Genomic DNA, 24,229 nt, shown 5'->3' with positions numbered 1-24,229 from the left:
TTGAAGGTAAAGGGAACACACCAACGATGGCAAAGATCTTCTGCGTTGCGAACCAGAAGGGGGGCGTCGGCAAGACGACGACATCGGTCAATCTCGCCGCAAGCCTTGCAGCGCAGGAGCAACGAGTCCTGTTGATCGATCTCGACCCGCAGGGCAACGCGACGATGGGCAGCGGGATCGACAAGGCCGCCTGCGAAGCGACCGTGTACGAAGTGCTGGTCGACGGCGTGTCGGTCAGCGACGCGCGCGTGCGTCCGGAAGGCGTCACTTACGACGTGCTTCCCGCGAACCGCGAGCTGTCCGGCGCCGAGATCGAACTGATCAGCATCGACAACCGCGAGCGCCGCCTGAAGGCCGCGCTCGAGCGCGTGGCCGACGACTACGATTTCGTGCTGATCGATTGCCCGCCGACGCTGTCGCTGCTGACGCTGAATGGCCTGTGCGCGGCGCACGGCGTCGTGATCCCGATGCAGTGCGAGTACTTCGCACTGGAAGGGTTGTCGGACCTCGTCAACACGATCAAGCAGGTTCACGCGAACATGAACCGCGACCTGAAGATCATCGGCCTGCTGCGCGTGATGTTCGATCCGCGCATCACGCTGCAGCAGCAAGTCTCCGATCAGCTGAAAGCGCACTTCGGCGACAAGGTGTTCGACGCGGTGATTCCGCGCAACGTGCGCCTGGCGGAAGCGCCGAGTTACGGGTTGCCGGGCGTCGTGTTCGACCGCAGTTCGCGCGGCGCGCAAGCGTATATCCAGTTCGGCGCCGAGATGATCGAGCGCGTGCGCGCGTTCGAGGTGTCGTGATCCGGACATGAGCGAAGCGAGGAAGAAAGACATGAACGCGGTACCAAAGAAGAAGGGCTTGGGACGTGGCCTCGAAGCGCTGCTCGGCGGCAGTGCCGACATCACCGAAGCGGTGAAGATCGAAGGCGCACCGAACACGCTCGCGCTCGGCAAGCTGCAAGCCGGCAAGTACCAGCCGCGTACGCGGATGGACGAAGGCAGCCTGCAGGAACTCGCGGCAAGCATTCGCGCGCAGGGCGTGATGCAGCCGATCCTGGTGCGGCCCATTTCATCAGACAAATACGAGATCATCGCGGGCGAGCGGCGTTTCCGCGCGGCGCGTCTGGCCGGCCTCGATGAAGTACCGGTGCTCGTGAAAGACGTATCCGATCAGGCTGCCGCCGCGATGGCGCTGATCGAGAACATCCAGCGCGAGGACCTGAATCCGCTCGAAGAGGCGCACGGTATCCAGCGCCTGCTCGACGAGTTCGGTTTCACGCACGAACAGGCGGCCGAATCGGTCGGCCGTTCGCGCAGCGCGGTGTCGAACCTGCTGCGCCTGCTGAACCTCGCGTCGCCGGTGCAGACGATGCTGCTGGCCGGCGATCTCGACATGGGGCACGCACGCGCGCTGCTCGCGGTCGACGCGGCCACGCAGATCACGCTCGCGCATCAGGTGGTCAACAAGCGCATGTCGGTGCGCGAGACCGAGAAGCTCGTCTCGCACACGACGAAGGAAGCGCCGGCCGTGAAGGCGCGTGCGAAGGACGACGGCGGCCGTGATACGCGTCGCCTCGAAGAGGAGTTGTCCGATCTGCTCGCGTCGACGGTGAAGATCAAGCTCGGCCGCCGCGGGCGAGGGCAGGTGCTGATCGACTTCGGCAACCTCGATGCGCTCGAGGGCATTCTCGCGCGACTGCGCGGCAACGTCGCAACAGAAGAATAACGGGGCAGGTATGGAGGAAACGGGCGTACCGGCGCCGCGCCGGTGGCTCGGCTGGCTTGCGCAGGAACCGGTTCTGTCGGTCCTGGCGCTGGGCCTGATCGTGCTGCAATGGGTGCGTCCGCAACCATTTTCGGTACTCGCCGATCGCGTCGACTGGCAGACGGTCGCGACGCTCGCGGGCCTGTTGATGCTGACGAAGGCGCTCGAGTTGTCCGGCTGCCTGATGTGGCTCGCGCATCGCATCGTGCATCACGTGCATTCCGAACGCGGGCTTGCGATGCTGCTCGTCGGCTTCGCCGCGGTGTTGTCGATGTGGCTCACCAACGACGTCGCGCTGTTCGTCGTCGTGCCGTTGATGGTGTCGCTGCGCGCACTGACTCCGCTACCTTTCCGGCGGCTCGTGATCGTCGTCGCGCTGGCCGTCAATGCGGGCTCCGTCGCGACACCGCTCGGCAATCCGCAGAATCTTTTCCTGTGGCAATTGAGCGGCGTGTCGTTCGGCCGCTTCGTGGTCACGCTCGGGCCGCTCGCCGTCGCGCTGATGGCGCTGCTGCTCGTGCTGACCGCGGTGATGTTCCGCGCGAAGCCGCTCGACCTGTCCGGCGACGTCGCGGCCGTTCCCGTCCAACGCATGCACGCGCTGATCGCGGCGGGGCTGTTCGCCGCGTTCGTGCTGCTCGCCGATGCGCATCATCCGCTGCCGGGCCTCGTCGGGGTCGCGATCGTGCTGCTCGCCGTCAAACGCGACGCAGTCCTGAAGATCGACTGGCTGCTGCTGCTGATCTTCGTGCTGATGTTCGTCGTGTTGCGCAGCGCGGCCGCGCTGCCTGTCGTGCACGATGCGATCGCGCACGCACAACTCGATTCGCCGCTACGCGTCTATGCCGCCGGCGCCGTCCTGTCGCAGGTGATCAGCAACGTGCCGGCCGCGATCCTGCTGTCGGAGTTCACGCACGACTGGCGCGCGCTTGCATTCGGCGTATCGATCGGCGGCTTCGGTTTCGCGATCGGTTCGCTCGCGAACCTGATCGCGGTGCGTCTCGCGAAGGAGCCGCGCATGTGGCTACCGTTTCACCTCGTTTCGATTCCGTTCGCACTGTTGAGCACGGCGCTCGGCGCGTGGCTGCTCATGCACGGTTGAGCGAGGCCAGTGCGGGCGGCACAGGTGAGCCGTTCGAGTGGTGGCAGGGCGCACGGCGTTCGTAGTGATCGAGCATTGTGGATAAGCGTTGCATTCCACAGTCGAACGTCTGTGGCGCCGCGACAACTGATTGGATGAATCGATGCCTGAACATCCGGTCGAATTTCGCGCGTCGCGCGCGGTGGTTCGGTCATCGCGCGTTGCGGGTTCCACGGCGTCGCGCCGAGTCGTTTCCGATGGCTGCATGGCGGCGCATTCCCGGCGGCGATCGCACCGCTTCCGCGTGGCCCGCCTCGGGCATCGTTTCCCCGCCCTTTACCCCGTCACCGGACTTTTTCGCGCAAGAAGTACCGGTGCAAAAAATCGACCTTACAACTGTCATCGTACGTCGTCGAATCGGGCGTTTTTCCACATCATGAGGCGTCGTTTTACACAGGTTTTTGTCGCGTCTAAAGCCTTGAATCACTTGCAACTATCGCTTACAATCGCCCGGATTTGTTAGCTAGGCACCCCTGAAAGCTTTCGGAAAGCTTGGGGCCGGGTTCAAGGATTTCAGCGGAAGATTGCGATGGCGGGTCAGGCGCCGGACGACAGGCACGATGATCAGCGCACGCAACGCACCGCTTCGGCGGCCGGCGAGCGGCGTGAATCCGACGATGACTGGGATGTCGAGCAGCAAGATAACAACATCGTTCCGCTGACGCGGGCCGAGGCCGAAAGGCTGTTTGGCCCGAACGTGAGCAAGCCCTCGCGCGTGACCCCCTACAAGGTGGTGTTCGCGCAAGTGGTCCTGTCCCTGGTTGCAACGCTGGCGTGGTGGCTGTTTTCGAAGTCGCCGGGCGCCGCTGCGCAATCCGCGTTTCTGGGCGGAGCGATCGGCTGGGTGCCCAGTGCGGTATTCGTGGCGCGACTGAAGGCAGGTGGCTCGGCCACCGTGATGAGCTGGGTGATGGGCGAAGCCCTGAAGCTCGTTCTGACGATCGGGATGTTCACCGCGGTGGCGTTCGGCTGGGCCGGCGTGCACTGGGTGCCGTTCCTCGTCACGTACCTCGTCGTGCTGAAGACGTACTGGATCGCGCTGGCCTGGCGGTAAGGAACAAGCAGCGTGCGGTTTCGACAACGAACCGCACCGGCCCGTTCCCGCAATAGCGTGTTGCGGAACGGGGCAAAACGATTTTCGACAATTTGGGTGGCATTAACGATATGGCAGCTAGCGAAGGCACGCGCGGTCCGGATCCGTCCGAGTACATTGCGCACCACTTGCAGAATTTCTCCACCTCGCATCAGACGTCGATTTTCGACATTCACGTCTGGAATATCGACACGCTGTTCTGGTCGATCGTTTGCGGCATCGTGACGATCGTCCTGCTGCGTCTGGCCGCCCGCAAGGCGACGTCGGGCGTGCCGGGCCGTTTCCAGTGCGCGATCGAGATGCTCGTCGAAATGGTCGAAGACCAGTCGAAGGCCATCGTCCACGGCAATCGCACCTTCATCGCGCCGCTCGCCCTCACGGTATTCGTGTGGGTCGCGCTGATGAACTCCCTCGACTTTCTCCCGGTCGACCTGCCGGGCCGCGTGATCGGCCTGCTCGGTCTGTCGGACGTGATTTCCCACCATCGCATCGTCCCGACGGCCGACCTGAACGGCACGCTCGGCATCGCGCTCGGCGTGTTCGTCCTGATGATCTACTACAGCATCAAGATCAAGGGCGCGGGCGGCTTTGCGCATGAGCTGCTGTCGGCCCCGTTCGGCGGCCACCCGCTGCTGTGGATCCCGAACCTCGCGCTCAACATCGTCGAATACGTTGCAAAGACCGTTTCGCTCGGCATGCGGCTGTTCGGCAACATGTACGCGGGTGAGCTGTTGTTCCTGTTGATCGCCCTGCTCGGCAGCATGTGGAGCTTCGGTGGCGACGCAACGTTCCTCGGCTTCGTTGGTCATGTGATCGCGGGTAGCGTCTGGGCAATCTTCCACATCCTGATTGTTCTGTTGCAGGCATTCATTTTCATGATGCTGACGCTGGTGTATCTCGGCCAGGCGCACGACACGCACTAAGCGCGGCGTGCAACAAAGAGTCTTCGTTTTAGTTTTTTAAATCTCAGTTCCAAGTCTTTTCACAAAGGAGTGATCATGCAAGCTTACATCGCCAACATCCAGGGTCTGACCGCCATCGGTATCGGCATCATCATCGGCCTGGGTGCAATCGGCGCCTGTATCGGTATCGCGCTGATGGGTGGCAAGTACATCGAAGCCTGCGCACGTCAGCCGGAACTCATCAACCCGCTGCAAACGAAGATGTTCCTGCTGGCTGGTCTGATCGACGCTGCATTCCTGATCGGCGTTGGTGTCGCAATGCTGTTCGCGTTCGCGAACCCGCTCCTGTCGAAGCTCGCAGGCTAAGGTTCCTCGGAAATATGCGTCCGGCGTGAGCCGGCGCAGGGCGGAACGGAGACTTGGGGCGCTGATCGAATGCAACTCGATGAGCGCCTTACCGTTTCATTTTTCCGGAATAGCAGATAAGGAAACACCGTGAATCTCAACGCAACTCTGTTTGCGCAAATGGTCGTGTTCCTGGTCCTCGCGTGGTTCACGATGAAATTCGTGTGGCCGCCGTTGATCAACGCCCTCGACGAACGTTCGAAGAAGATCGCCGACGGCCTCGCCGCCGCGGAGAAGGGCAAGGCGGAACTCGACGCAGCGCACAAGCGCGTGGACCAGGAACTCGCGCAGGCCCGCAACGACGGCCAGCAGCGCATCGCCGACGCTGAAAAGCGTGCGCAGGCGGTCGCCGAGGAAATCAAGGCCAACGCCCAGGCTGAAGCCGCCCGCATCGTCGCCCAGGCGAAGGCGGAAGCAGAACAGCAAATCGTGAAGGCGCGCGAAGCGCTGCGTGGCGAAGTCGCCGCGCTGGCCGTGAAGGGCGCCGAGCAGATCCTGAAGCGCGAAGTCGATCAAACGGCCCACGCCCAACTGCTGAATCAACTGAAAGCCGAGCTCTGATCATGGCCGAACTTGCAACCATCGCCCGCCCTTACGCAGAAGCGCTGTTCCGCGTGGCCGAGGGCGGTGACATCGCCGCCTGGTCCACGCTCGTGCAAGAGCTGGCCCAGGTTGCGCGTCTGCCGGAAGTACTGTCGGTCGCGTCGAGCCCGAAGGTGACGCGCACGCAAGTAGCCGAGTTGCTGCTTGCTGCGGTGAAGTCGCCCGTCGCGGCCGGCGCCGAAGCGAAGAACTTCGTGCAGATGCTGGTCGACAATCATCGCATCGCGCTGCTGCCGGAAATTGCCGAGCAGTTCGAGGCGCTCAAGAACGAACGTGAAGGCGCAGCCGACGCCGAGATCGTGAGCGCGTTCCCGCTGAACGGCGCGGATCTCGACAGTCTCGTCTCGGGCCTCGAACGCAAGTTCAAGCGCAAGCTGAAACCGACGGTCGAAGTCGATTCGTCGCTGATCGGCGGCGTGCGCGTGACGGTCGGCGACGAAGTGCTCGACACCTCGGTTCGCGCGCGCCTCGCATCGATGCAGGCTGCCTTGACCGCCTGAGCGCCACGCCGGCACGCAACAGAATTGACTATCAGGAGCGAATAATGCAACTCAATCCCTCTGAGATCAGCGAGCTGATCAAGAGCCGGATCCAGGGCCTTGAAGCGAGCGCAGACGTTCGCAACCAGGGCACCGTGATCTCCGTGACCGACGGTATCGTGCGCATCCACGGCCTGTCGGACGTGATGCAGGGCGAAATGCTCGAGTTTCCGGGCAATACGTTCGGTCTCGCGCTGAACCTCGAGCGCGACTCGGTCGGCGCGGTGATTCTCGGCGAATACGAACACATCTCGGAAGGCGACATCGTCAAGACGACGGGCCGCATTCTCGAAGTCCCGGTTGGCCCGGAACTCGTCGGCCGCGTCGTCGACGCGCTCGGCAACCCGATCGACGGCAAGGGCCCGGTCAACGCGAAGCTGACCGACGCGATCGAAAAGATCGCCCCGGGCGTGATCTGGCGCAAGTCGGTGTCGCAGCCGGTGCAGACGGGCATCAAGTCGATCGACGCGATGGTGCCGATCGGCCGCGGCCAGCGTGAGCTGATCATCGGCGACCGTCAGTGCGGCAAGACTGCGGTGGCGCTCGACGCGATCATCAACCAGAAGGGCAAGGACCTGATCTGTATCTACGTCGCGATCGGCCAGAAGGCTTCGTCGATCATGAACGTGGTGCGCAAGCTCGAAGAAACGGGCGCGATGGAATACACGATCGTCGTCGCCGCTTCGGCATCGGATTCGGCTGCCATGCAGTACCTGGCGCCGTACGCCGGCTGCACGATGGGCGAATACTTCCGCGACCGCGGCCAAGATGCGCTGATCATCTATGACGACTTGACCAAGCAGGCTTGGGCATACCGTCAGATCTCGCTGCTGCTGCGCCGCCCGCCGGGCCGTGAAGCGTACCCGGGCGACGTGTTCTATCTGCACTCGCGTCTGCTCGAGCGTGCGGCGCGCGTGTCGGAAGAGTACGTCGAGAAGTTCACGAACGGCGAAGTGAAGGGCAAGAGCGGCTCGCTGACGGCACTGCCGGTCATCGAAACGCAGGCTGGCGACGTGACCGCGTTCGTTCCGACGAACGTGATCTCGATTACCGACGGCCAGATCTTCCTCGAAACCGACCTGTTCAACGCAGGCATCCGCCCGGCAATCAACGCCGGCGTGTCGGTGTCGCGCGTCGGTGGCGCCGCGCAGACGAAGGTCGTGAAGAAGCTGTCGGGCGGTATCCGTACCGACCTCGCGCAGTACCGTGAACTGGCCGCATTCGCGCAGTTCGCATCGGACCTCGACGAAGCGACCCGCAAGCAGCTCGAGCGCGGCCGCCGCGTGACGGAACTGCTGAAGCAGCCGCAGTACCAGCCGCTGCAGGTCTGGGAACTGGCCGTGTCGCTGTACGCCGCGAACAACGGCTACCTCGACGATCTCGACGTCAAGCAAGTGCTGTCGTTCGAGAAGGGCCTGCGCGACAACCTGAAGACCAGCCACGCTGACCTCATCAAGCGCATCGAAGACACCAAGGATCTCTCGAAGGACGACGAAGGCGCGCTGCGCTCGGCGATCGAATCCTTCAAGAAGTCCGGTGCCTATTGATCCGCGAGTGACACACCGAGGCCGCGCGGGGGCTGACGCACCCGCGCCGCTTCGGTGAGCGATGCATGAGTCCCGAGTAAAGCGCCAAAGCGCTAACTCGGGGCGCAAAGGAGCAAGCTATGGCTGGAATGAAGGAAATTCGCGGCAAGATCAAGAGCGTGCAAAACACGCGCAAGATCACGAAGGCGATGGAGATGGTGGCTGCATCGAAGATGCGTCGCGCGCAGGAACGCATGCGCGCCGCTCGTCCGTATGCAGACAAGGTCCGTGCCATCGCCGCGCACATGAGCCGTGCGAACCCCGAGTACCGCCACCCGTTCATGGTGGCGAACGACGGCGCGCAGACGGCCGGCATCATCCTCGTCACGACGGACAAGGGTCTGTGCGGTGGTCTGAACACCAACGTGCTGCGTGCGACGGTGCAGAAGTTCAAGGAGCTGGAAGAGAAGGGCCAGAAGGTCGAAGCCACCGCGATCGGCGGCAAGGGCCTCGGGTTCCTGAACCGCTTCGGCGCGAAGGTGATGTCGCAGGTCGTGCACCTGGGCGACACCCCGCACCTGGACAAGCTGATCGGCGCCGTGAAGACGCAGCTCGATCTGTACTCGGAAGGCAAGCTGTCGGCGGTTTATATCGCTTACACGCGCTTCGTCAACACGATGAAGCAGGAAGCCGTGATCGAGCAGCTGCTGCCGCTGTCGTCGGAACACTTCGAAGCCGATGACGGTACGCCGGCGACGTCGTGGGACTACATCTACGAGCCGGACGCGCAGGCCGTCGTCGACGAACTGCTCGTGCGTTACGTCGAGGCGCTGGTGTACCAGGCCGTCGCGGAAAACATGGCGTCCGAGCAATCGGCGCGCATGGTCGCGATGAAGGCCGCGTCCGACAACGCGAAGACGGTGATCAGCGAACTGCAGCTCGTATACAACAAGAGCCGTCAGGCCGCGATCACGAAAGAACTGTCGGAGATCGTCGGCGGCGCAGCCGCTGTTTAAGCGCGCGCCCGGGACGACAACTGCGCCTTTGCGCGAGTAAAGAATCAGGTATTTAAAGGAAAAGCGATGAGTACTGCTGCTTTGGTAGAAGGCAAGATCGTACAGTGCATCGGCGCCGTTATCGACGTGGAATTCCCGCGCGACAGCATGCCGAAGATCTACGACGCGCTCATTCTCGATGGCTCGGAACTGACGCTCGAAGTCCAGCAACAGCTGGGCGACGGCGTGGTCCGTACCATTTGTCTGGGTGCATCCGACGGCCTGCGCCGCGGCCTGACCGTGAAGAACACGGCAAAGCCGATCTCGGTGCCGGTCGGCAAGCCGACCCTCGGCCGTATCATGGACGTGCTCGGCCGTCCGATCGACGAAGCCGGCCCGATCGAAAGCGAAACGACGCGTTCGATCCACCAGAAGGCTCCGGCGTTCGACGAACTGTCGCCGTCGACCGAACTGCTCGAAACGGGTATCAAGGTCATCGACCTGATCTGCCCGTTCGCGAAGGGCGGCAAGGTCGGCCTGTTCGGCGGTGCCGGCGTGGGCAAGACCGTCAACATGATGGAGCTCATCAACAACATCGCGAAGGAACACGGCGGTTACTCCGTGTTCGCGGGCGTGGGCGAGCGTACCCGTGAAGGGAACGACTTCTACCACGAAATGAAGGACTCGAACGTTCTCGACAAGGTCGCGCTGGTGTACGGCCAGATGAACGAGCCGCCGGGCAACCGTCTGCGCGTCGCGCTGACCGGCTTGACGATGGCCGAGCACTTCCGTGACGAAGGCCTCGACGTGCTGTTCTTCGTCGACAACATCTACCGTTTCACGCTGGCCGGTACCGAAGTGTCGGCACTGCTCGGCCGTATGCCGTCGGCAGTGGGCTATCAGCCGACGCTGGCTGAAGAAATGGGCAAGCTGCAAGAGCGCATCACGTCGACCAAGAAGGGCTCGATTACGTCGGTCCAGGCCGTGTACGTCCCTGCGGACGACTTGACCGACCCGTCGCCGGCGACCACCTTCGGCCACCTGGACGCAACCGTCGTTCTGTCGCGTGACATCGCTTCGCTGGGTATCTACCCGGCGGTCGACCCGCTCGACTCGACGTCGCGCCAGATCGACCCGAACGTGATCGGTGAAGAGCACTACTCGATCACCCGTCGCGTTCAGCAGACGCTGCAGCGCTACAAGGAACTGCGCGACATCATCGCGATTCTGGGCATGGACGAACTGTCGCCGGAAGACAAGCTGTCGGTCGCACGTGCGCGTAAGATCCAGCGTTTCCTGTCGCAGCCGTTCCACGTCGCTGAAGTGTTCACGGGCTCGCCGGGCAAGTACGTGCCGCTGAAGGAAACGATCCGTGGCTTCAAGATGATCGTCGACGGCGAGTGCGACCACCTGCCGGAACAGGCGTTCTACATGGTCGGCACGATCGACGAAGCCTTCGAAAAGGCCAAGAAGATCCAGTAAGGGCTGAGTGAGTCGCAAGCCGGCGAGCGCCGGCCGGAGCAACGAGTCAGCAATGACTTGTATGCCGGCCGCCTGCGCCGGCCGCAATACGCTCAACCCGTGGATGAGATTGGAGTCGATATGGCAACCATCAAAGTAGACGTCGTCAGCGCGGAAGAGCAGATCTTCTCGGGCGAGGCGAAATTCGTCGCGCTGCCGGGCGAAACGGGTGAGCTGGGCATTCTGCCGGGTCACACGCCGCTCATTACCCGGATTCGTCCGGGTGCGGTGCGCATCGAAGTCGAGGGCGGCAACGACGAATTCGTGTTCGTCGCGGGCGGCATTCTCGAAGTGCAGCCGGGCGCCGTGACGGTGCTCGCCGATACCGCGATCCGCGGCAAGGACCTCGACGCGGCGAAAGCCGAGGAAGCGCGCAAGCGTGCCGAGGAAACGCTGCAGAACGCGAAGTCGGACCTCGACCTCGCAAAGGCGCAATCCGAGCTCGCGACCGCGATGGCGCAGCTCGAAGCGATCCAGCGTCTGGCGAAGATCCGCAGCCGGCACTGAGCCGCGCCGCGTATCCCGCGAAAGAAAGCAGCCTTCGGGCTGCTTTTTTTTCGGCCGTCGTTTTCGTCTGTTTTTTGCGGGCCGGATCGTGTCGCCCGATCGTGCTATTTCAGCCGCCCGTCGCGATTTGATGTCAGAGTGTCGTCAGCAGAGCGCGGCATCATGCGCTCGGAGGTTCGCCGCCGCGAGCACGGCGGCGCAGGCACGCACGTCAGCCGCGTGTCGCAGCCGATCAGACAAAAACGGACGGAGACATCGATGGCAGCAGACCTTGGCAAGGGGGCGCTGATCGCGCCCGAAAACGGACTGTCCTACGTGCGCGGCGCCACCGATGTGCCGCTATCCGAAGCGACGATCAGCCGGTTCCTGCTCGACACGGCCGGCCGCTTTCCCGACCGTCCGGCCGTCGTGTTCCGCGAGCAGCAGGTGCGCTGGACGTGGCGCGCGTTCGCGAACGAGGTCGACGTGCTGGCCGCGGGGCTCGCCGCGCTCGGGATCGTGAAGGGCGATTGCGTCGGCATCTGGTCGCCGAACCGCAGCGAATGGCTGCTCACGCAGTTCGCGACCGCGCGGATCGGCGCGGTGCTCGTCAACATCAATCCGGCCTACCGGCTGTCGGAACTCGAATACGCGCTGAACAAGGTCGGCTGCAAGGCCGTGATCGCGGCCGAGCGCTTCAAAAGCTCCGCGTACGTCGAGATGCTGCAGACCATCGCGCCGGAGCTCGCGACCGCGACGCCGGGCGAGCTGCACGCGGCGCGCGTGCCGAACCTGCGCACGATCGTGTCGATGGGCGAGACGGCGCCCGCCGGCATGTTCCGCTTCGCGGACGTGATGGCGCGCGGCCGCCGGGCCGTCGATCCGGCGCTGCTCGATGCGATCGGCGCGACGCTCGACGCCAACGATCCGATCAACATCCAGTTCACGAGCGGCACGACCGGCAGCCCGAAGGGCGCGACGCTCACGCACCGCAACGTCGTCAACAACGCGCGCTCGATCGCGATGGCGATGCGTTTCACCGAACAGGATTCGCTCTGTATCCCGGTGCCGCTCTATCACTGCTTCGGGATGGTGCTGGCCGTGCTCGCCTGCGTGTCGACGGGCGCCGCGATGGTGTTTCCCGGCGAAGCGTTCGACCCGGTCGCGACGCTCGCGGCGGTGGCCGAAGAACGCTGCACCGCGCTGCACGGCGTGCCGACGATGTTCATCGCGGAGCTCGATCATCCGGCATTCGCGACATTCGACCTGTCGACGCTGCGCACCGGGATCATGGCCGGCTCGCCGTGTCCGATCGAGACGATGAAGCGCGTGGTGGCGCAGATGCATCTGTCTGAAATCACGATCGCGTACGGGATGACGGAGACGAGCCCCGTGTCGTTCCAGAGCTCGACCGACGATCCGCTGGAAAAGCGCACGACGACGGTCGGCCGCATCCAGCCGCATCTCGAAGTGAAGATCGTCGATCCGAGCGGGAACATCGTGCCGGTCGGCGCGACGGGCGAGCTGTGCACGAAGGGCTATTCGGTGATGCTCGGCTACTGGGGCGACGACGCGAAGACGCGCGAAGTGCTGGTCGACGGCTGGATGCATACGGGCGACCTCGCGACGCTCGATGCGGACGGCTACTGCAACATCGTCGGCCGCCTGAAGGACATGGTGATTCGCGGCGGCGAAAACGTCTATCCGCGCGAGATCGAGGAATTCCTGTTCCGCCATCCGAAGATCCAGAGCGCGCAGGTATTCGGCGTGCCCGATGCGAAGTACGGCGAGGAGCTGTGCGCGTGGATCGTGCTGCGCGCGAACGAGCAGATGACCGAGGACGACGTGCGCGCGTTTTGCAACGGGCAGATCGCGCACTACAAGATTCCGCGCTATATCCGCTTCGTCGACGAGCTGCCGATGACGGTGACGGGCAAGGTGCAGAAGTTCGTGATGCGCGAGCGGATGATCGAGGAGCTGAAGCTCGACGTGCAGAAGACCGCTTGAAGCGGGACGGCGCGGGAAAATGCGGGAAAAACGGGGCGGCTCGCGGGTCGCTACGTTTTCGATGGACGAAAAAAAGCGGGCTTATTAGCCCGCTAAAAACCACACGCTACGGGGTTAGCGCGAGGAGACCAAAGATGAAACCGGATCCGGCGGGGAGCCGGAAACGACTCCAACAGGGATGCCCCTCGGAAGGGCTTCGGTACGTGACCGACTGGCTCGCAGCGCTTCGCGTCCGCTCACACTTGGCACACGAGACCGCATCCGTGTTGAAACCGTTGAGGCCCATTGTGGGCGAATTAATGACCCATGGCGGTAACAAAGTGTTTCAGGTTGTAACGCCCGCCAGATAAGGCTTTCCGGGATTTTTTGCTGTTTTCGGGATCCTGAAAAAGGTCATATTTACCCATCTTTTCCGCTGTGTTTTCAAGGTATGCGCGCGATGCGTTTTTCACGCGTATCGGGCGCGATGAATTGCCGATTTTCACGCGCGAACGGGCACGGCCCGACCGATACCGCGCATGACGATTCAATCGTCAGAAAGATTTTGAAACGTGATCGGCACGCGTGGAAGTCGGCCATTCGGCCAATTCGGCGGGTTTCGGGCCGCTGGAAGGCCGCGGCTCGCGACGGCAAGGTGTAACGGCGGCATGCCGGCCGCCGCCCCGCGCGGGACGTCGGCGCCCGGCGGCCGCGGGATCGATGCCCGCGATCGGCCGCCGTGACGCGGGCTTGCTTATTTCAGCCACTTGTCGGCAATTGCCTGGTATTCACCGGTGGATAGGGCGAGATGCAGCCACTGGTCGACGTATTGCTGGAACACGACGTCGCCGCGCGGCACCATGTACGCCTTCTCGCCGAACTGGAACGGCTTGTCCGGATGCACCGAGCAGAGGCCCGGATTCAGCTTTTGCTGCAGCAGCGTCTCGGAGGCGTCCGTCACCATCACGTCGGCCTTGCCGGCGAGGATCTGCTTGAAGATCGTCACGTTGTCCGGATAGACGGTCAGGTTCGCATGCGTGAAGAACTGCTTCGCGAAGCGCTCGTTGGTGCCGCCCGGATTCACGATCACGCGCGTGTCGGGCCGGTCGATCTGCGCGACGGTCTGGTACTTGTCCACATCCGCGCAGCGCACGATCGGCGTCTTGCCGTCGACCACGTACGGCTGCGTGAAGAACACGCGCTTCTGGCGCTCGAGCGTCGTCGACACGCCGCCCACCGCGATGTCGCACTTCGCGACGAAATCGTGGGTGAGGTTCGGCCAGCTCGTCTTCACGTAGTCGGTCTTCACGCCGAGCGATTTCGCGAGCGATTCGGCCATGTCGATGTCGATGCCCTCGAAGCGGCCATCCGTGCGGTAGTACGAATACGGCTTGTAGTCGCCCGTCGTGCACACGCGCAGCGTGCCGCGCGCGAGCACGTCGTCGAGCCGCGAGCCGGCCGCCGCGGCGCTTGCCGGCGCCGCCGGGGCCGCGCCCTGCGCGTGCGCGGCAGTGCAGCAAAACGTGGCGGCCGCGGCGAGTGCGGCGAGTGCGGCGAATGTCTTCATCGGTCTCCTCCTTCGTTTCGTTCGATATGAGCGTCCGATCATAACGGAGCCATCGCGCGCGTCATATGGCCGCCATCGCATCGGCATGCGCAGCCCGATCGCGGCTGTCCGGTAAAATGCCGCTTTGCCTTCGCTTCGTCGCTCCTACCGTGGCCCATAACCTGCTCAACGACACCTTCCTGCGTGCGCTTCTGCGCGAGCCGACCGACTACACGCCGATCTGGCTGATGCGCCAGGCCGGCCGCTACCTGCCCGAATACAACGCGACGCGCGCGCGCGCCGGCAGCTTCCTCGGTCTCGCGAAGAACCCCGACTACGCGACCGAAGTGACGTTGCAGCCGCTCGAGCGCTTCCCGCTCGACGCCGCGATCCTGTTCTCGGACATCCTGACGATTCCCGACGCGATGGGGCTCGGCCTCGACTTCCAGGTCGGCGAAGGGCCGAAGTTCGCGCATCCGGTGCGCACCGAGGCCGACGTCGCGAAGCTCGCGGTGCCGGACATCGAGGAGACGCTCGGCTACGTGACGGGCGCCGTGCGCGAGATCCGCCGCGCGCTCACCGACGGCCAGGGCCGTCAGCGCGTGCCGCTGATCGGCTTCTCGGGCAGCCCGTGGACGCTCGCGTGCTACATGGTCGAAGGCGGCGGCTCGGACGATTTCCGCACGGTGAAGTCGATGGCGTATTCGCGCCCGGACCTGATGCACCGGATCCTCGACGTGAACGCGCAGGCGGTGGCCGCGTACCTGAACGCGCAGATCGAAGCGGGCGCGCAGGCCGTGATGATCTTCGATACGTGGGGCGGCGCGTTGGCCGACGGCGCGTACCAGCGCTTCTCGCTGGACTACATTCGCCGCGTGGTGTCGCAGCTCAAGCGCGAGCACGACGGCGAGCGCGTGCCGGTGATCACGTTCACGAAGGGCGGCGGGCTGTGGCTCGAGGAAATCGCGGCGACGGGCGTCGACGCGGTCGGGCTCGACTGGACGGTCAACCTCGGCGCCGCGCGCGAGCGCGTCGCGGGGCGCGTCGCGCTGCAGGGCAACCTCGACCCGACGATCCTGTTCGCGCCGCCGGCCGCGGTGCGCGAACAGGCGCGCGCGGTGCTCGACAGCTACGGCAACCATCCGGGCCACGTGTTCAACCTCGGGCACGGCATCTCGCAATTCACGTCGCCCGATCACGTCGCCGAACTCGTCGACGAAGTCCATACCCACAGCCTTGCAATCCGTAGCGGAGAGGCGGGCTGAACGCAAGCGCCGGCATGCTGCGCTGCGGGATGAAAATGTTTCGTTTTTGAAACTAAACAGGACGCAATCCCGCTCCCGATGCCGATTCGGTGCTTGTCAAGACTTGACTTATACACATTTTCCACGTTGCAGCGCGGTAGAGCCCCGTATCGGTCAATTTGTCTCGCTATGGTGAGGTAATTTGAATAGCAGCCTTATGGAATAAGGCTTCGCGGGGCACCGCCGGAAGCGGCGAAAAACAGCGGAAAGCACGGCCCGGCGCGCGTTGCGGCCGTTGAGCGGCGAGTTCTCAACAAAGTTATCCACAGGCTGGGCAGGGTATACGGCGATTCCTAATGCGAATCCAAAACTTAGCGCCGAATCTGACGTTTTACTTTAAGTTCGCTGTCGCGATGCGAGCGTGGATGCAGGCCGTCCGTATGCCGCGTACCGCCGTTGCCGGAGCGCGCGGATGAGCGGCACCTACCTGCGCGTGGCGCTCGACCATCCGCTCGCGACCCTGTTCGACTATCGCTGCGACGCGCAGCCGACGCCCGTGCCCGGCACGCTCGTGCAGGTGCCGTTCGGCAAACGGCAGGCCGTCGGGCTCGTCTGCGAAGTCACCACTCACACCGATGTCCCGCCGTCGCGGCTGCGCGCGGTCGATGCGATCTGCACGGAGCTGCCGCCGCTGTCGGCCGACTGGCTCGCGCTCGTGTCGTTCGCCGCCGACTACTATCAGCGCGGGCGCGGCGAAGTCGCGTTGCCGGCGCTGCCGCAGGCGCTGCGCGACGCCGGACGCTGGGGGCGGCTGCTCGCACCCGAAGTGCGCTACCGGCCGACCGAAGCCGGCCGCGCGGCGCTGCCCGACGCGTTGCCCGCGCGCGGCGCCGCGCTGCGCCGGCTCGCGCAGGCGCTGGTCGATACCGGTTCGCTGACGCTGCCTGACGCGCGCGCGCTGCATCCGAAGGCGGCCGCGACGCTCGACGACTGGGCGGCGCGCGGCTGGGTCGACGTCGAGGAGATCGGCTGGACCGATATGCCTGTGGCCAACCCTGTGGACAACCTGTCGACAAGCAGTGGACGGGCTGTGCCGCCAGCGTTGACGGACCAGCAGGCCGAGGCGCTCGACGCGATCCGCGCGGCGCAGGGCTTCGCGCCGTTCCTGCTGCACGGCGTGACCGGCAGCGGCAAGACCGAGGTCTATCTGCATGCGCTCGCGTCGCTGCTCGACGCGCGGCCGGATGCACAGGCGCTCGTGCTCGTGCCCGAAATCAACCTGACGCCGCAGTTCGAGGCCGCGTTTCGCGCGCGCTTCGCCGGCGCGCTCGCCGACGATGCGATCGTCACGCTGCACAGCGGGCTCGCCGAAGGCGAGCGGGCGCGCAACTGGCTCGCCGCGCACACGGGCCGCGCGCGGATCGTGCTCGGCACGCGCCTCGCGGTGCTCGCGTCGATGCCGACGCTCGCGCTGATCGTCGTCGACGAGGAGCACGAGCCCGCGTACAAGCAGCAGGAAGGGTTGCGCTATTCGGCGCGCGACCTGGCCGTGTGGCGCGCGAAGCAGCTCGGCATCACGGTCGTGCTCGGCTCGGCCACGCCGTCGCTCGAGAGCTGGTGGCAGGCCGAGCAGGGGCGCTACACGCGACTCACGCTGTCGCGCCGCGCGGTGGCCGACGCGACGCTGCCGACCGTGCGGCTGATCGATCTCGAAGAGGAACGGCGGCGCGGGCGCGCGTCGATGGGCGGGCTGTCGGGGCCGCTCGTCGCGGCGCTGAAGGCGCGGCTCGAACGCGGCCAACAGAGCCTCGTGTTCCTGAACCGGCGCGGCTACGCGCCGCAGCTCGCGTGCGACGCATGCGGCTGGGTGGCCGGTTGCCCGCGTTGCAGCGCGTACGTCGTGCTGCACAAGCCCGAGCATGCGCTGCGCTGCCATCACTGCGGCTGGGAAGCGCGGATTCCGCGGTCGTGCCCCGAGTGCGGGAACGTCGACATCGCGCCGCTCGGGCGCGGCACGCAGCGCATCGAGGAGGCGCTCGCCGAAGCGGTGCCGGGCGCGCGGATCCTGCGGATCGACGCGGACAGCACGCGCCGCAAGGGCAGCGCGCAGGCGCTTTTTTCCGACGTGCACGCGGGCGAGATCGACATCCTGGTCGGCACGCAGATGATCGCGAAGGGGCACGACTTCCAGCGCGTGTCGCTCGTCGGGGTCCTCAATGCCGATACCGCGCTGTTCTCGCACGATTTCCGCGCGAGCGAGCGGCTGTTCGCGCAGCTGATGCAGGTGAGCGGCCGCGCGGGGCGCGCCGGCCTGCCGGGCGAGGTGATGGTGCAGACGCGCTATCCGCGTCACGCGCTGTACCACGCGCTCGGGCGGCAGGACTACGTGGGCTTCGCGAATTCGACGCTCGCCGAGCGTCGTGACGCGCACCTGCCGCCGTTCGTCTACCAGGCGCTGCTGCGCGCCGAAGGGCGCACGCTCGACGCCGCGCTCGCGTTCCTGCTGCAGGCCGCGGCCGCATTGCCGGGGCTGCCGGGCGCCGACCGCGTGACCGTGTACGACGCGGTGCCGATGACGATCGTGAAGGTCGCGAACGTCCACCGCGCGCAGTTGCTGCTCGAAAGCGCGTCGCGGGCGGCGCTGCAGCACGCGCTGCGCGCGTGGCAACCGGAACTGCGCGCGCTGAAGGGCGTGCTGCGGTGGAGCGTCGAGGTCGATCCGCTCGATATCTGAGCGGCGCCCGCGCGGCCGTCGCGCGGAGTCGCCCGATAGCGGACGCCCGGGCTGCCGGGTACCCGAACCGTCGTCGGTCGCATGCCGGGCCGCGTCCCTCCGTGGGCTGCTGGTGCCCAACCCCTCCGTCGCCTATCCGATGCCGGCACCGTGCCGCGTGTCACACTTCCCAGTGCAACCCGTATTCGGCTGCTTCCGCGCATGCCGGAGGTTGCACGCGCGCGTCGAATCGGCCCGATCAGGGAAAACACCGAGCCTCCGACCACGGGCAACCCCTAGGTTGCAACCACATAAGTGACTGATTATATTGGCTAACTTATGGGTGCAACCTTTGTCTCAATTTGGTTGCACCTTTTTATTGCGTGCCGTAGGATTTCGCGCATCCTCTTACACCACATTGCCGGGCTCGCACCGGCGCACGAACCCACCATGGCAAGCACCACTCTCGGCGTCAAAGTCGATGACCTTCTCCGCTCGCGCCTGAAAGACGCGGCAGCGCGTCTCGAGCGCACTCCCCACTGGTTGATCAAGCAGGCGATCTTCGCGTATCTCGAACGGATCGAGCACGGCCAGTTGCCGCCCGAGCTGTCGGGCCACAGCGGCGTGACGGAGCTTGCCGACGGTCACGCCGGGGACGGCGACGACGACAACTCGCCGCATCCGTTCCTCGAGTTCGCGCAGAACGTGCAGCCGCAATCGGTGCTGCGCGCGGCGATCACGGCCGCGTACCGCCGGCCGGAACCGGAGTGCGTGCCGTTCCTGCTCGGCCAGGCGCGTCTGCCCGCGAACCTGCAGGCGGACGTGCAGGCGCTCGCGACGAAGCTGGTCGAGGCGCTGCGCGAGAAGAGCTCGGGCGGCGGCGTCGAAGGGCTGATCCACGAGTTCTCGCTGTCGAGCCAGGAAGGCGTCGCGCTGATGTGCCTCGCCGAAGCGCTGCTGCGCATTCCCGATCGCGCGACGCGTGACGCGCTGATCCGCGACAAGATCAGCAAGGGCGACTGGCGCTCGCACGTCGGCCACGCGCCGTCGCTGTTCGTGAACGCGGCCACCTGGGGGCTGATGATCACCGGCAAGCTCGTGACGACCAACAGCGAAGCGGGCCTGTCGTCGGCGCTCACGCGCCTGATCGGCCGCGGCGGCGAGCCGCTGATCCGCAAGGGCGTCGACATGGCGATGCGCCTGATGGGCGAGCAGTTCGTCACCGGCGAGACGATTTCCGAAGCGCTCGCGAACAGCCGCAAGTACGAAGCGCGGGGCTTCCGCTACTCGTACGACATGCTCGGCGAAGCGGCGACGACCGAAGAGGACGCGCAGCGCTACTACGCGTCGTACGAACAGGCGATCCACGCGATCGGCAAGGCGGCCGGCGGCCGCGGCATCTACGAAGGCCCGGGCATCTCGATCAAGCTGTCGGCGCTGCATGCGCGCTACTCGCGCTCGCAGCAGGACCGCACGATGAGCGAGCTGCTGCCGCGCGTGCGCGCGCTCGCGCTGCTCGCGCGCCGCTACGACATCGGCCTGAACATCGACGCGGAGGAAGCCGACCGTCTCGAACTGTCGCTCGATCTGCTCGAGGCGCTGTGCTTCGATCCGGATCTCGCGGGCTGGAACGGCATCGGCTTCGTCGTGCAGGGTTACCAGAAGCGCTGCCCGTTCGTGATCGACTACCTGATCGATCTCGCGCGCCGCAGCCGTCACCGTCTGATGATCCGGCTGGTGAAGGGCGCGTACTGGGACAGCGAAATCAAGCGGGCGCAGGTCGACGGCCTTGAAGGCTATCCGGTCTATACGCGCAAGATCTACACCGACGTGTCGTACCTCGCCTGCGCGAAGAAGCTGCTCGCGGCGCCGGACGCCGTGTATCCGCAGTTCGCGACGCACAACGCGTACACGCTGGCCGCGATCTATCAGCTGGCCGGCCAGAACTACTACCCGGGCCAGTACGAATTCCAGTGCCTGCACGGGATGGGCGAGCCGCTGTACGAGGAAGTCACGGGCCGCGACAAGCTGAACCGTCCGTGCCGCGTGTACGCGCCGGTCGGCACGCACGAGACGCTGCTCGCGTACCTCGTGCGTCGTCTGCTGGAAAACGGCGCGAACACGTCGTTCGTGAACCGCATCGCCGATAAGACCGTGTCGGTGAAGGAACTGGTCGCCGATCCGGTCGACGAGGCGTCGAAGGTCGTCCCGCTCGGCGCGCCGCACGCGAAGATTCCGCTGCCGCGCAACCTGTACGGCGACGAGCGTCCCAACTCGATGGGCCTCGACCTGTCGAACGAACACCGTCTCGCGTCGCTGTCGTCCGCGCTGCTCGCGAGTGCGCACCACCCGTGGCGCGCGGCGCCGATGCTCGCCGACGACGCGCTCGCCGACGCCCCGGCGCGCGACGTGCGCAACCCGGCCGACCAGCGCGACGTGGTCGGCACGGTCAGCGAAGCGACGTCCGAACACGTGAGCGCGGCGCTCGCGCACGCGGTGGCCGCCGCGCCGATCTGGCAGGCGACGCCGGTCGATGCGCGCGCCGATTGCCTGGTGCGCGCCGCCGACCTGCTCGAAGCGCAGATGCACACGCTGATGGGCCTGATCGTGCGCGAAGCCGGCAAGTCGCTGCCGAACGCGATCGCCGAGATCCGCGAAGCGGTCGACTTCCTGCGTTACTACGCGGCGCAGATCCGCGGCGAATTCTCGAACGACACGCACCGTCCGCTCGGCCCCGTGGTCTGTATCAGCCCGTGGAACTTCCCGCTCGCGATCTTCATGGGCCAGGTGGCCGCGGCGCTCGCCGCCGGCAACACGGTGCTCGCGAAGCCGGCCGAACAGACGCCGCTGATCGCCGCGCAAGCCGTGCGCCTCTTGCGCGAGGCCGGCGTGCCGGCCGGCGCGGTGCAGCTGCTGCCGGGCACGGGCGAGACCGTCGGCGCGGCGCTGGTCGCCGATCCGCGCACGCGGGCGGTGATGTTCACCGGTTCGACCGAAGTCGCGCGCCTGATCAACAAGACGCTCGCCGCGCGCCTCGACCCGGACGGCAAGCCGATTCCGCTGATCGCCGAAACGGGCGGCCAGAACGCGATGATCGTCGACTCGTCGGCGCTCGCGGAGCAGGTGGTCGCGGACGTGATGCAGTCGTCGTTCGACTCGGCCGGTCAACGGTGTTCGGCGCTGCGCGTTCTGTGTCTGCAGGACGACGTCGCGGACCGCACGCTGACGATGCTCAAGGGCGCGATGCACGAGCTGGCGCTCGGCAACCCGGACCGGCTGTCGACCGACGTCGGCCCGGTGATCGACGCGGAAGCGAAGCAGACGATCGATACGCACGTCGCGGCGATGAAGGACAAGGGCCACGCGGTCACGCAACTGCCGATGCCCGACGCATGCGCGCACGGCACGTTCGTGCCGCCGACGCTGATCGAGATCGGCAGCATCGACGAGTTGAAGCGCGAAGTGTTCGGCCCCGTGCTGCACGTGGTGCGCTACCGCCGCAGCCAGCTCGACAAGCTGCTCGAGCAGATCCGCGCGACCGGCTACGGGCTGACGCTCGGCATCCACACGCGGATCGACGAGACGATCGCGCACGTGATCTCGAAAGCGCACGTGGGCAACATCTACGTGAACCGCAACGTGATCGGCGCGGTGGTCGGCGTGCAGCCGTTCGGCGGCGAAGGGCTGTCGGGCACGGGCCCGAAGGCCGGCGGCGCGCTGTACCTGCAGCGGCTGCTCGCGACGCGTCCGTCGGGCCTGCCGCGCGCGCTCGCGCAGTCGCTGGTCGCGGACGGCGCGACTGAAAGCGATGCGCGCGGCAACCCGGCCGCGGCGCTCACGACGCTGCGCGACTGGCTGATCGAGCAGCGCGAGCCGGCGCTGGCCGCACGTTGCGACGGCTATCTCGCGCAGGTGCCGGCCGGCGCGACCGCCGTGCTGAGCGGGCCGACGGGCGAGCGAAACACGTATACACTCGGCCCGCGCGGCACGGTGCTGTGTGTCGCGGCCACGCCGGGCGGTGCGCGCGCGCAGTTCGCGGCGGTGCTGGCGACGGGCAACCGCGCGTTGTTCGCCGGTGCGGCGGGCGAGGCGCTGGTGGCCGCGCTGCCGGCGTCGCTGAAGGCGCACGCGGCCGTGCGCAAGCAGGCCGACGCGCCGTTCGACGCGGTGCTGTTCGAAGGCGACAGCGACGAGCTGCAGACGCTCGTGAAGGACGTCGCGCAGCGCCCGGGCCCGATCGTGTCGGTGCAGGGCGTGTCGGCGGGCGCGTTCGAGAACGGCGACGCGGAAGACTACGCGCTCGAGCGGTTGCTGACGGAACGCTCGGTGAGCGTGAATACGGCCGCGGCGGGCGGCAATGCGAATTTGATGACGATCGGCTGATCATCCTTGCCGTTCGGATCAAACAAAGGAAGCGGCCAGGCGATCCCGAAGCCGCTCCCATTTACCCTGGTACCAAGGAGATGCTATGCAACACACGATGAAAAAAGTGGCAGGCGCGACGTTCGTCGCGGTCATGTCGCTGGCGGGGACGGCTCATGCGGATGACGTGAAGATTGGTTACGCAGGGCCGATGACGGGCGCGCAGGCGCACTACGGCAAGGATATGCAGAACGGGATCGTGCTCGCGCTGGAAGACTTCAACGCGACGAACCCGAAGATCGGCGGCAAGGCCGTGAAGTTCGTGCTCGACACGCAGGACGATCAGGCCGACCCGCGCACGGGTACGACGGTCGCCCAGAAGCTGGTCGACGACGGCATCAAGGGCATGCTCGGCCACTTCAACTCGGGCACGACGATTCCGGCTTCGCGCATCTACGCGAACGCGGGCATTCCGGAAATCGCGATGGCGACGGCGCCGGAATACACGCAGCAGGGCTACAAGACGACCTTCCGCATGATGACGTCCGACACGCAGCAGGGCTCGGTGGCCGGCACGTTCGCGTCGAAGGATCTCGGCATGAAGAAGATCGCGATCGTCGACGACCGCACGGCCTACGGCCAGGGTCTCGCCGACCAGTTCGAGAAGGCCGCGAAGGCCGGCGGCGCGACGATCGTCGACCGTGAATTCACGAACGACAAGGCTGTGGACTTCAAGGCGATCCTGACGAAGCTGAAGGCGGCGAAGCCGGACCTCGTCTACTACGGCGGCGCGGATTCGCAGGCAGCGCCGATGGTCAAGCAGATGAAGACGCTCGGCATTACCGCGCCGCTGATGAGCGGCGAAATGGTGAAGACGCCGACGTTCCTGAAGATCGCGGGCAACGCGGCCGAAGGCACGATCGCGTCGCTGGCCGGCCTCCCGCTGGAAGAAATGCCGGGCGGCAAGGCTTACGCCGACAAGTACAAGAAGCGCTTCGGCGAAGACGTGCAGACGTACTCGCCGTACGCGTACGACGGCGCGATGGCGATGCTGAACGCGATGAAGAAAGCCGATTCGACCGATCCGGCGAAGTACCTGCCGGTGCTCGCGAAGACCGACATGGCCGGCGTCACGTCGACGCACGTCGCGTACGACGCGAAGGGCGACCTGAAGAACGGCGGCATCACGATGTACAAGGTCGAGAAGGGCGACTGGAAGCCGCTGAAGAGCATCGGCGGGAAGTAAGCAGGTTGATGTGATGTGCGGCGCGGGCGGCGGCGAAAGTTGCTGCCCCGTCGATTATGCGAAAAAGCCACCGGGCCGTCGGGCCGGGTGGCTTTTTCTTTGGCGGTGCACGGCCAGGTAGTACATACGGCTCTTGCCGGCGATGATTCAA

General features: G+C 65.5%; 18 protein-coding genes. 17 read left to right on the top strand and 1 reads right to left on the bottom strand.

Annotation, left to right across the window (positions count from 1 at the left end):
• Positions 1-26 precede the first annotated feature (26 nt).
• The 13 genes from QZM72_RS25825 to QZM72_RS25765 all read left to right on the top strand — a co-directional run bounded on the left by QZM72_RS25825 (position 27) and on the right by QZM72_RS25765 (position 12,988).
• Complete coding sequence (locus QZM72_RS25825; RefSeq protein ID WP_089466314.1) at positions 27-806, top strand: ParA family protein; 780 nt, start codon at positions 27-29, stop codon at positions 804-806.
• Positions 807-837: 31 nt separating this feature from the next.
• The gene (locus QZM72_RS25820; protein WP_011546803.1) at positions 838-1,731 is read left to right on the top strand and encodes a ParB/RepB/Spo0J family partition protein; all 894 of its coding nucleotides are present in this window, start codon (positions 838-840) and stop codon (positions 1,729-1,731) included.
• 10 nt (positions 1,732-1,741) lie between these two features.
• Positions 1,742-2,872, top strand: coding sequence for an SLC13 family permease (locus QZM72_RS25815; RefSeq protein ID WP_089466315.1), 1,131 nt, complete (start codon positions 1,742-1,744; stop codon positions 2,870-2,872).
• Positions 2,873-3,440: 568 nt separating this feature from the next.
• Positions 3,441-3,965: an ATP synthase subunit I gene (locus QZM72_RS25810; protein ID WP_089466316.1), complete on the top strand. Its 525-nt coding sequence runs from the start codon at positions 3,441-3,443 to the stop codon at positions 3,963-3,965.
• Positions 3,966-4,075: 110 nt separating this feature from the next.
• Positions 4,076-4,927 carry a F0F1 ATP synthase subunit A gene (gene atpB / locus QZM72_RS25805; RefSeq protein WP_089466317.1) on the top strand — a complete coding sequence of 284 codons (852 nt, stop codon included), beginning with the start codon at positions 4,076-4,078 and terminating at the stop codon, positions 4,925-4,927.
• Positions 4,928-5,002: 75 nt separating this feature from the next.
• Complete coding sequence (gene atpE / locus QZM72_RS25800) at positions 5,003-5,272, top strand: F0F1 ATP synthase subunit C (protein WP_006482730.1); 270 nt, start codon at positions 5,003-5,005, stop codon at positions 5,270-5,272.
• 129 nt (positions 5,273-5,401) lie between these two features.
• A complete protein-coding gene (locus QZM72_RS25795) occupies positions 5,402-5,872 on the top strand; it encodes a F0F1 ATP synthase subunit B (RefSeq protein ID WP_006477283.1) in 471 nt (156 codons plus the stop codon).
• 2 nt (positions 5,873-5,874) lie between these two features.
• Entirely contained in the window at positions 5,875-6,414 is a 540-nt protein-coding gene (locus tag QZM72_RS25790; RefSeq protein ID WP_006477284.1) for a F0F1 ATP synthase subunit delta, read from the top strand.
• Positions 6,415-6,458: 44 nt separating this feature from the next.
• Complete coding sequence (gene atpA, locus QZM72_RS25785; protein ID WP_014895499.1) at positions 6,459-8,000, top strand: F0F1 ATP synthase subunit alpha; 1,542 nt, start codon at positions 6,459-6,461, stop codon at positions 7,998-8,000.
• Positions 8,001-8,119: 119 nt separating this feature from the next.
• Positions 8,120-8,995, top strand: coding sequence for a F0F1 ATP synthase subunit gamma (gene atpG / locus QZM72_RS25780; protein WP_034209645.1), 876 nt, complete (start codon positions 8,120-8,122; stop codon positions 8,993-8,995).
• 66 nt (positions 8,996-9,061) lie between these two features.
• Positions 9,062-10,456 carry a F0F1 ATP synthase subunit beta gene (gene atpD, locus QZM72_RS25775; RefSeq protein WP_031397079.1) on the top strand — a complete coding sequence of 465 codons (1,395 nt, stop codon included), beginning with the start codon at positions 9,062-9,064 and terminating at the stop codon, positions 10,454-10,456.
• 120 nt (positions 10,457-10,576) lie between these two features.
• A complete protein-coding gene (locus QZM72_RS25770) occupies positions 10,577-11,002 on the top strand; it encodes a F0F1 ATP synthase subunit epsilon (RefSeq protein ID WP_006477288.1) in 426 nt (141 codons plus the stop codon).
• A gap of 258 nt (positions 11,003-11,260) precedes the next feature.
• The gene (locus QZM72_RS25765) at positions 11,261-12,988 is read left to right on the top strand and encodes an AMP-binding protein (protein WP_301739563.1); all 1,728 of its coding nucleotides are present in this window, start codon (positions 11,261-11,263) and stop codon (positions 12,986-12,988) included.
• A 733-nt stretch (positions 12,989-13,721) separates the two neighbouring features.
• On the opposite strand, the gene QZM72_RS25760 is transcribed toward QZM72_RS25765, so the two are convergent.
• Complete coding sequence (locus tag QZM72_RS25760; RefSeq protein WP_301739562.1) at positions 13,722-14,534, bottom strand: transporter substrate-binding domain-containing protein; 813 nt, start codon at positions 14,532-14,534, stop codon at positions 13,722-13,724.
• A gap of 149 nt (positions 14,535-14,683) precedes the next feature.
• On the opposite strand from QZM72_RS25760, the gene hemE reads away from it, so the two are divergent.
• From hemE to QZM72_RS25740, 4 genes are all read left to right on the top strand, one after another.
• Positions 14,684-15,778 carry a uroporphyrinogen decarboxylase gene (hemE, locus tag QZM72_RS25755; protein ID WP_301739561.1) on the top strand — a complete coding sequence of 365 codons (1,095 nt, stop codon included), beginning with the start codon at positions 14,684-14,686 and terminating at the stop codon, positions 15,776-15,778.
• 451 nt (positions 15,779-16,229) lie between these two features.
• On the top strand, positions 16,230-18,491 hold the full coding sequence (locus QZM72_RS25750) for a primosomal protein N' (protein ID WP_301739560.1): 2,262 nt from the start codon (positions 16,230-16,232) through the stop codon (positions 18,489-18,491).
• A gap of 429 nt (positions 18,492-18,920) precedes the next feature.
• A complete protein-coding gene (gene putA, locus QZM72_RS25745) occupies positions 18,921-22,853 on the top strand; it encodes a trifunctional transcriptional regulator/proline dehydrogenase/L-glutamate gamma-semialdehyde dehydrogenase (protein WP_301739559.1) in 3,933 nt (1,310 codons plus the stop codon).
• Between the two features lie 85 nt (positions 22,854-22,938).
• Positions 22,939-24,078, top strand: coding sequence for a branched-chain amino acid ABC transporter substrate-binding protein (locus QZM72_RS25740; protein WP_011546793.1), 1,140 nt, complete (start codon positions 22,939-22,941; stop codon positions 24,076-24,078).
• The last annotated feature ends 151 nt before the right edge of the window (positions 24,079-24,229 follow it).

This window comes from Burkholderia sp. AU45388, from assembly GCF_030481585.1.
In the GTDB taxonomy this organism is placed as follows: domain Bacteria; phylum Pseudomonadota; class Gammaproteobacteria; order Burkholderiales; family Burkholderiaceae; genus Burkholderia; species Burkholderia sola.
Note: the sequence above shows the minus strand (reverse complement) of the source record. Positions and strands in the feature narration are given on the sequence as shown.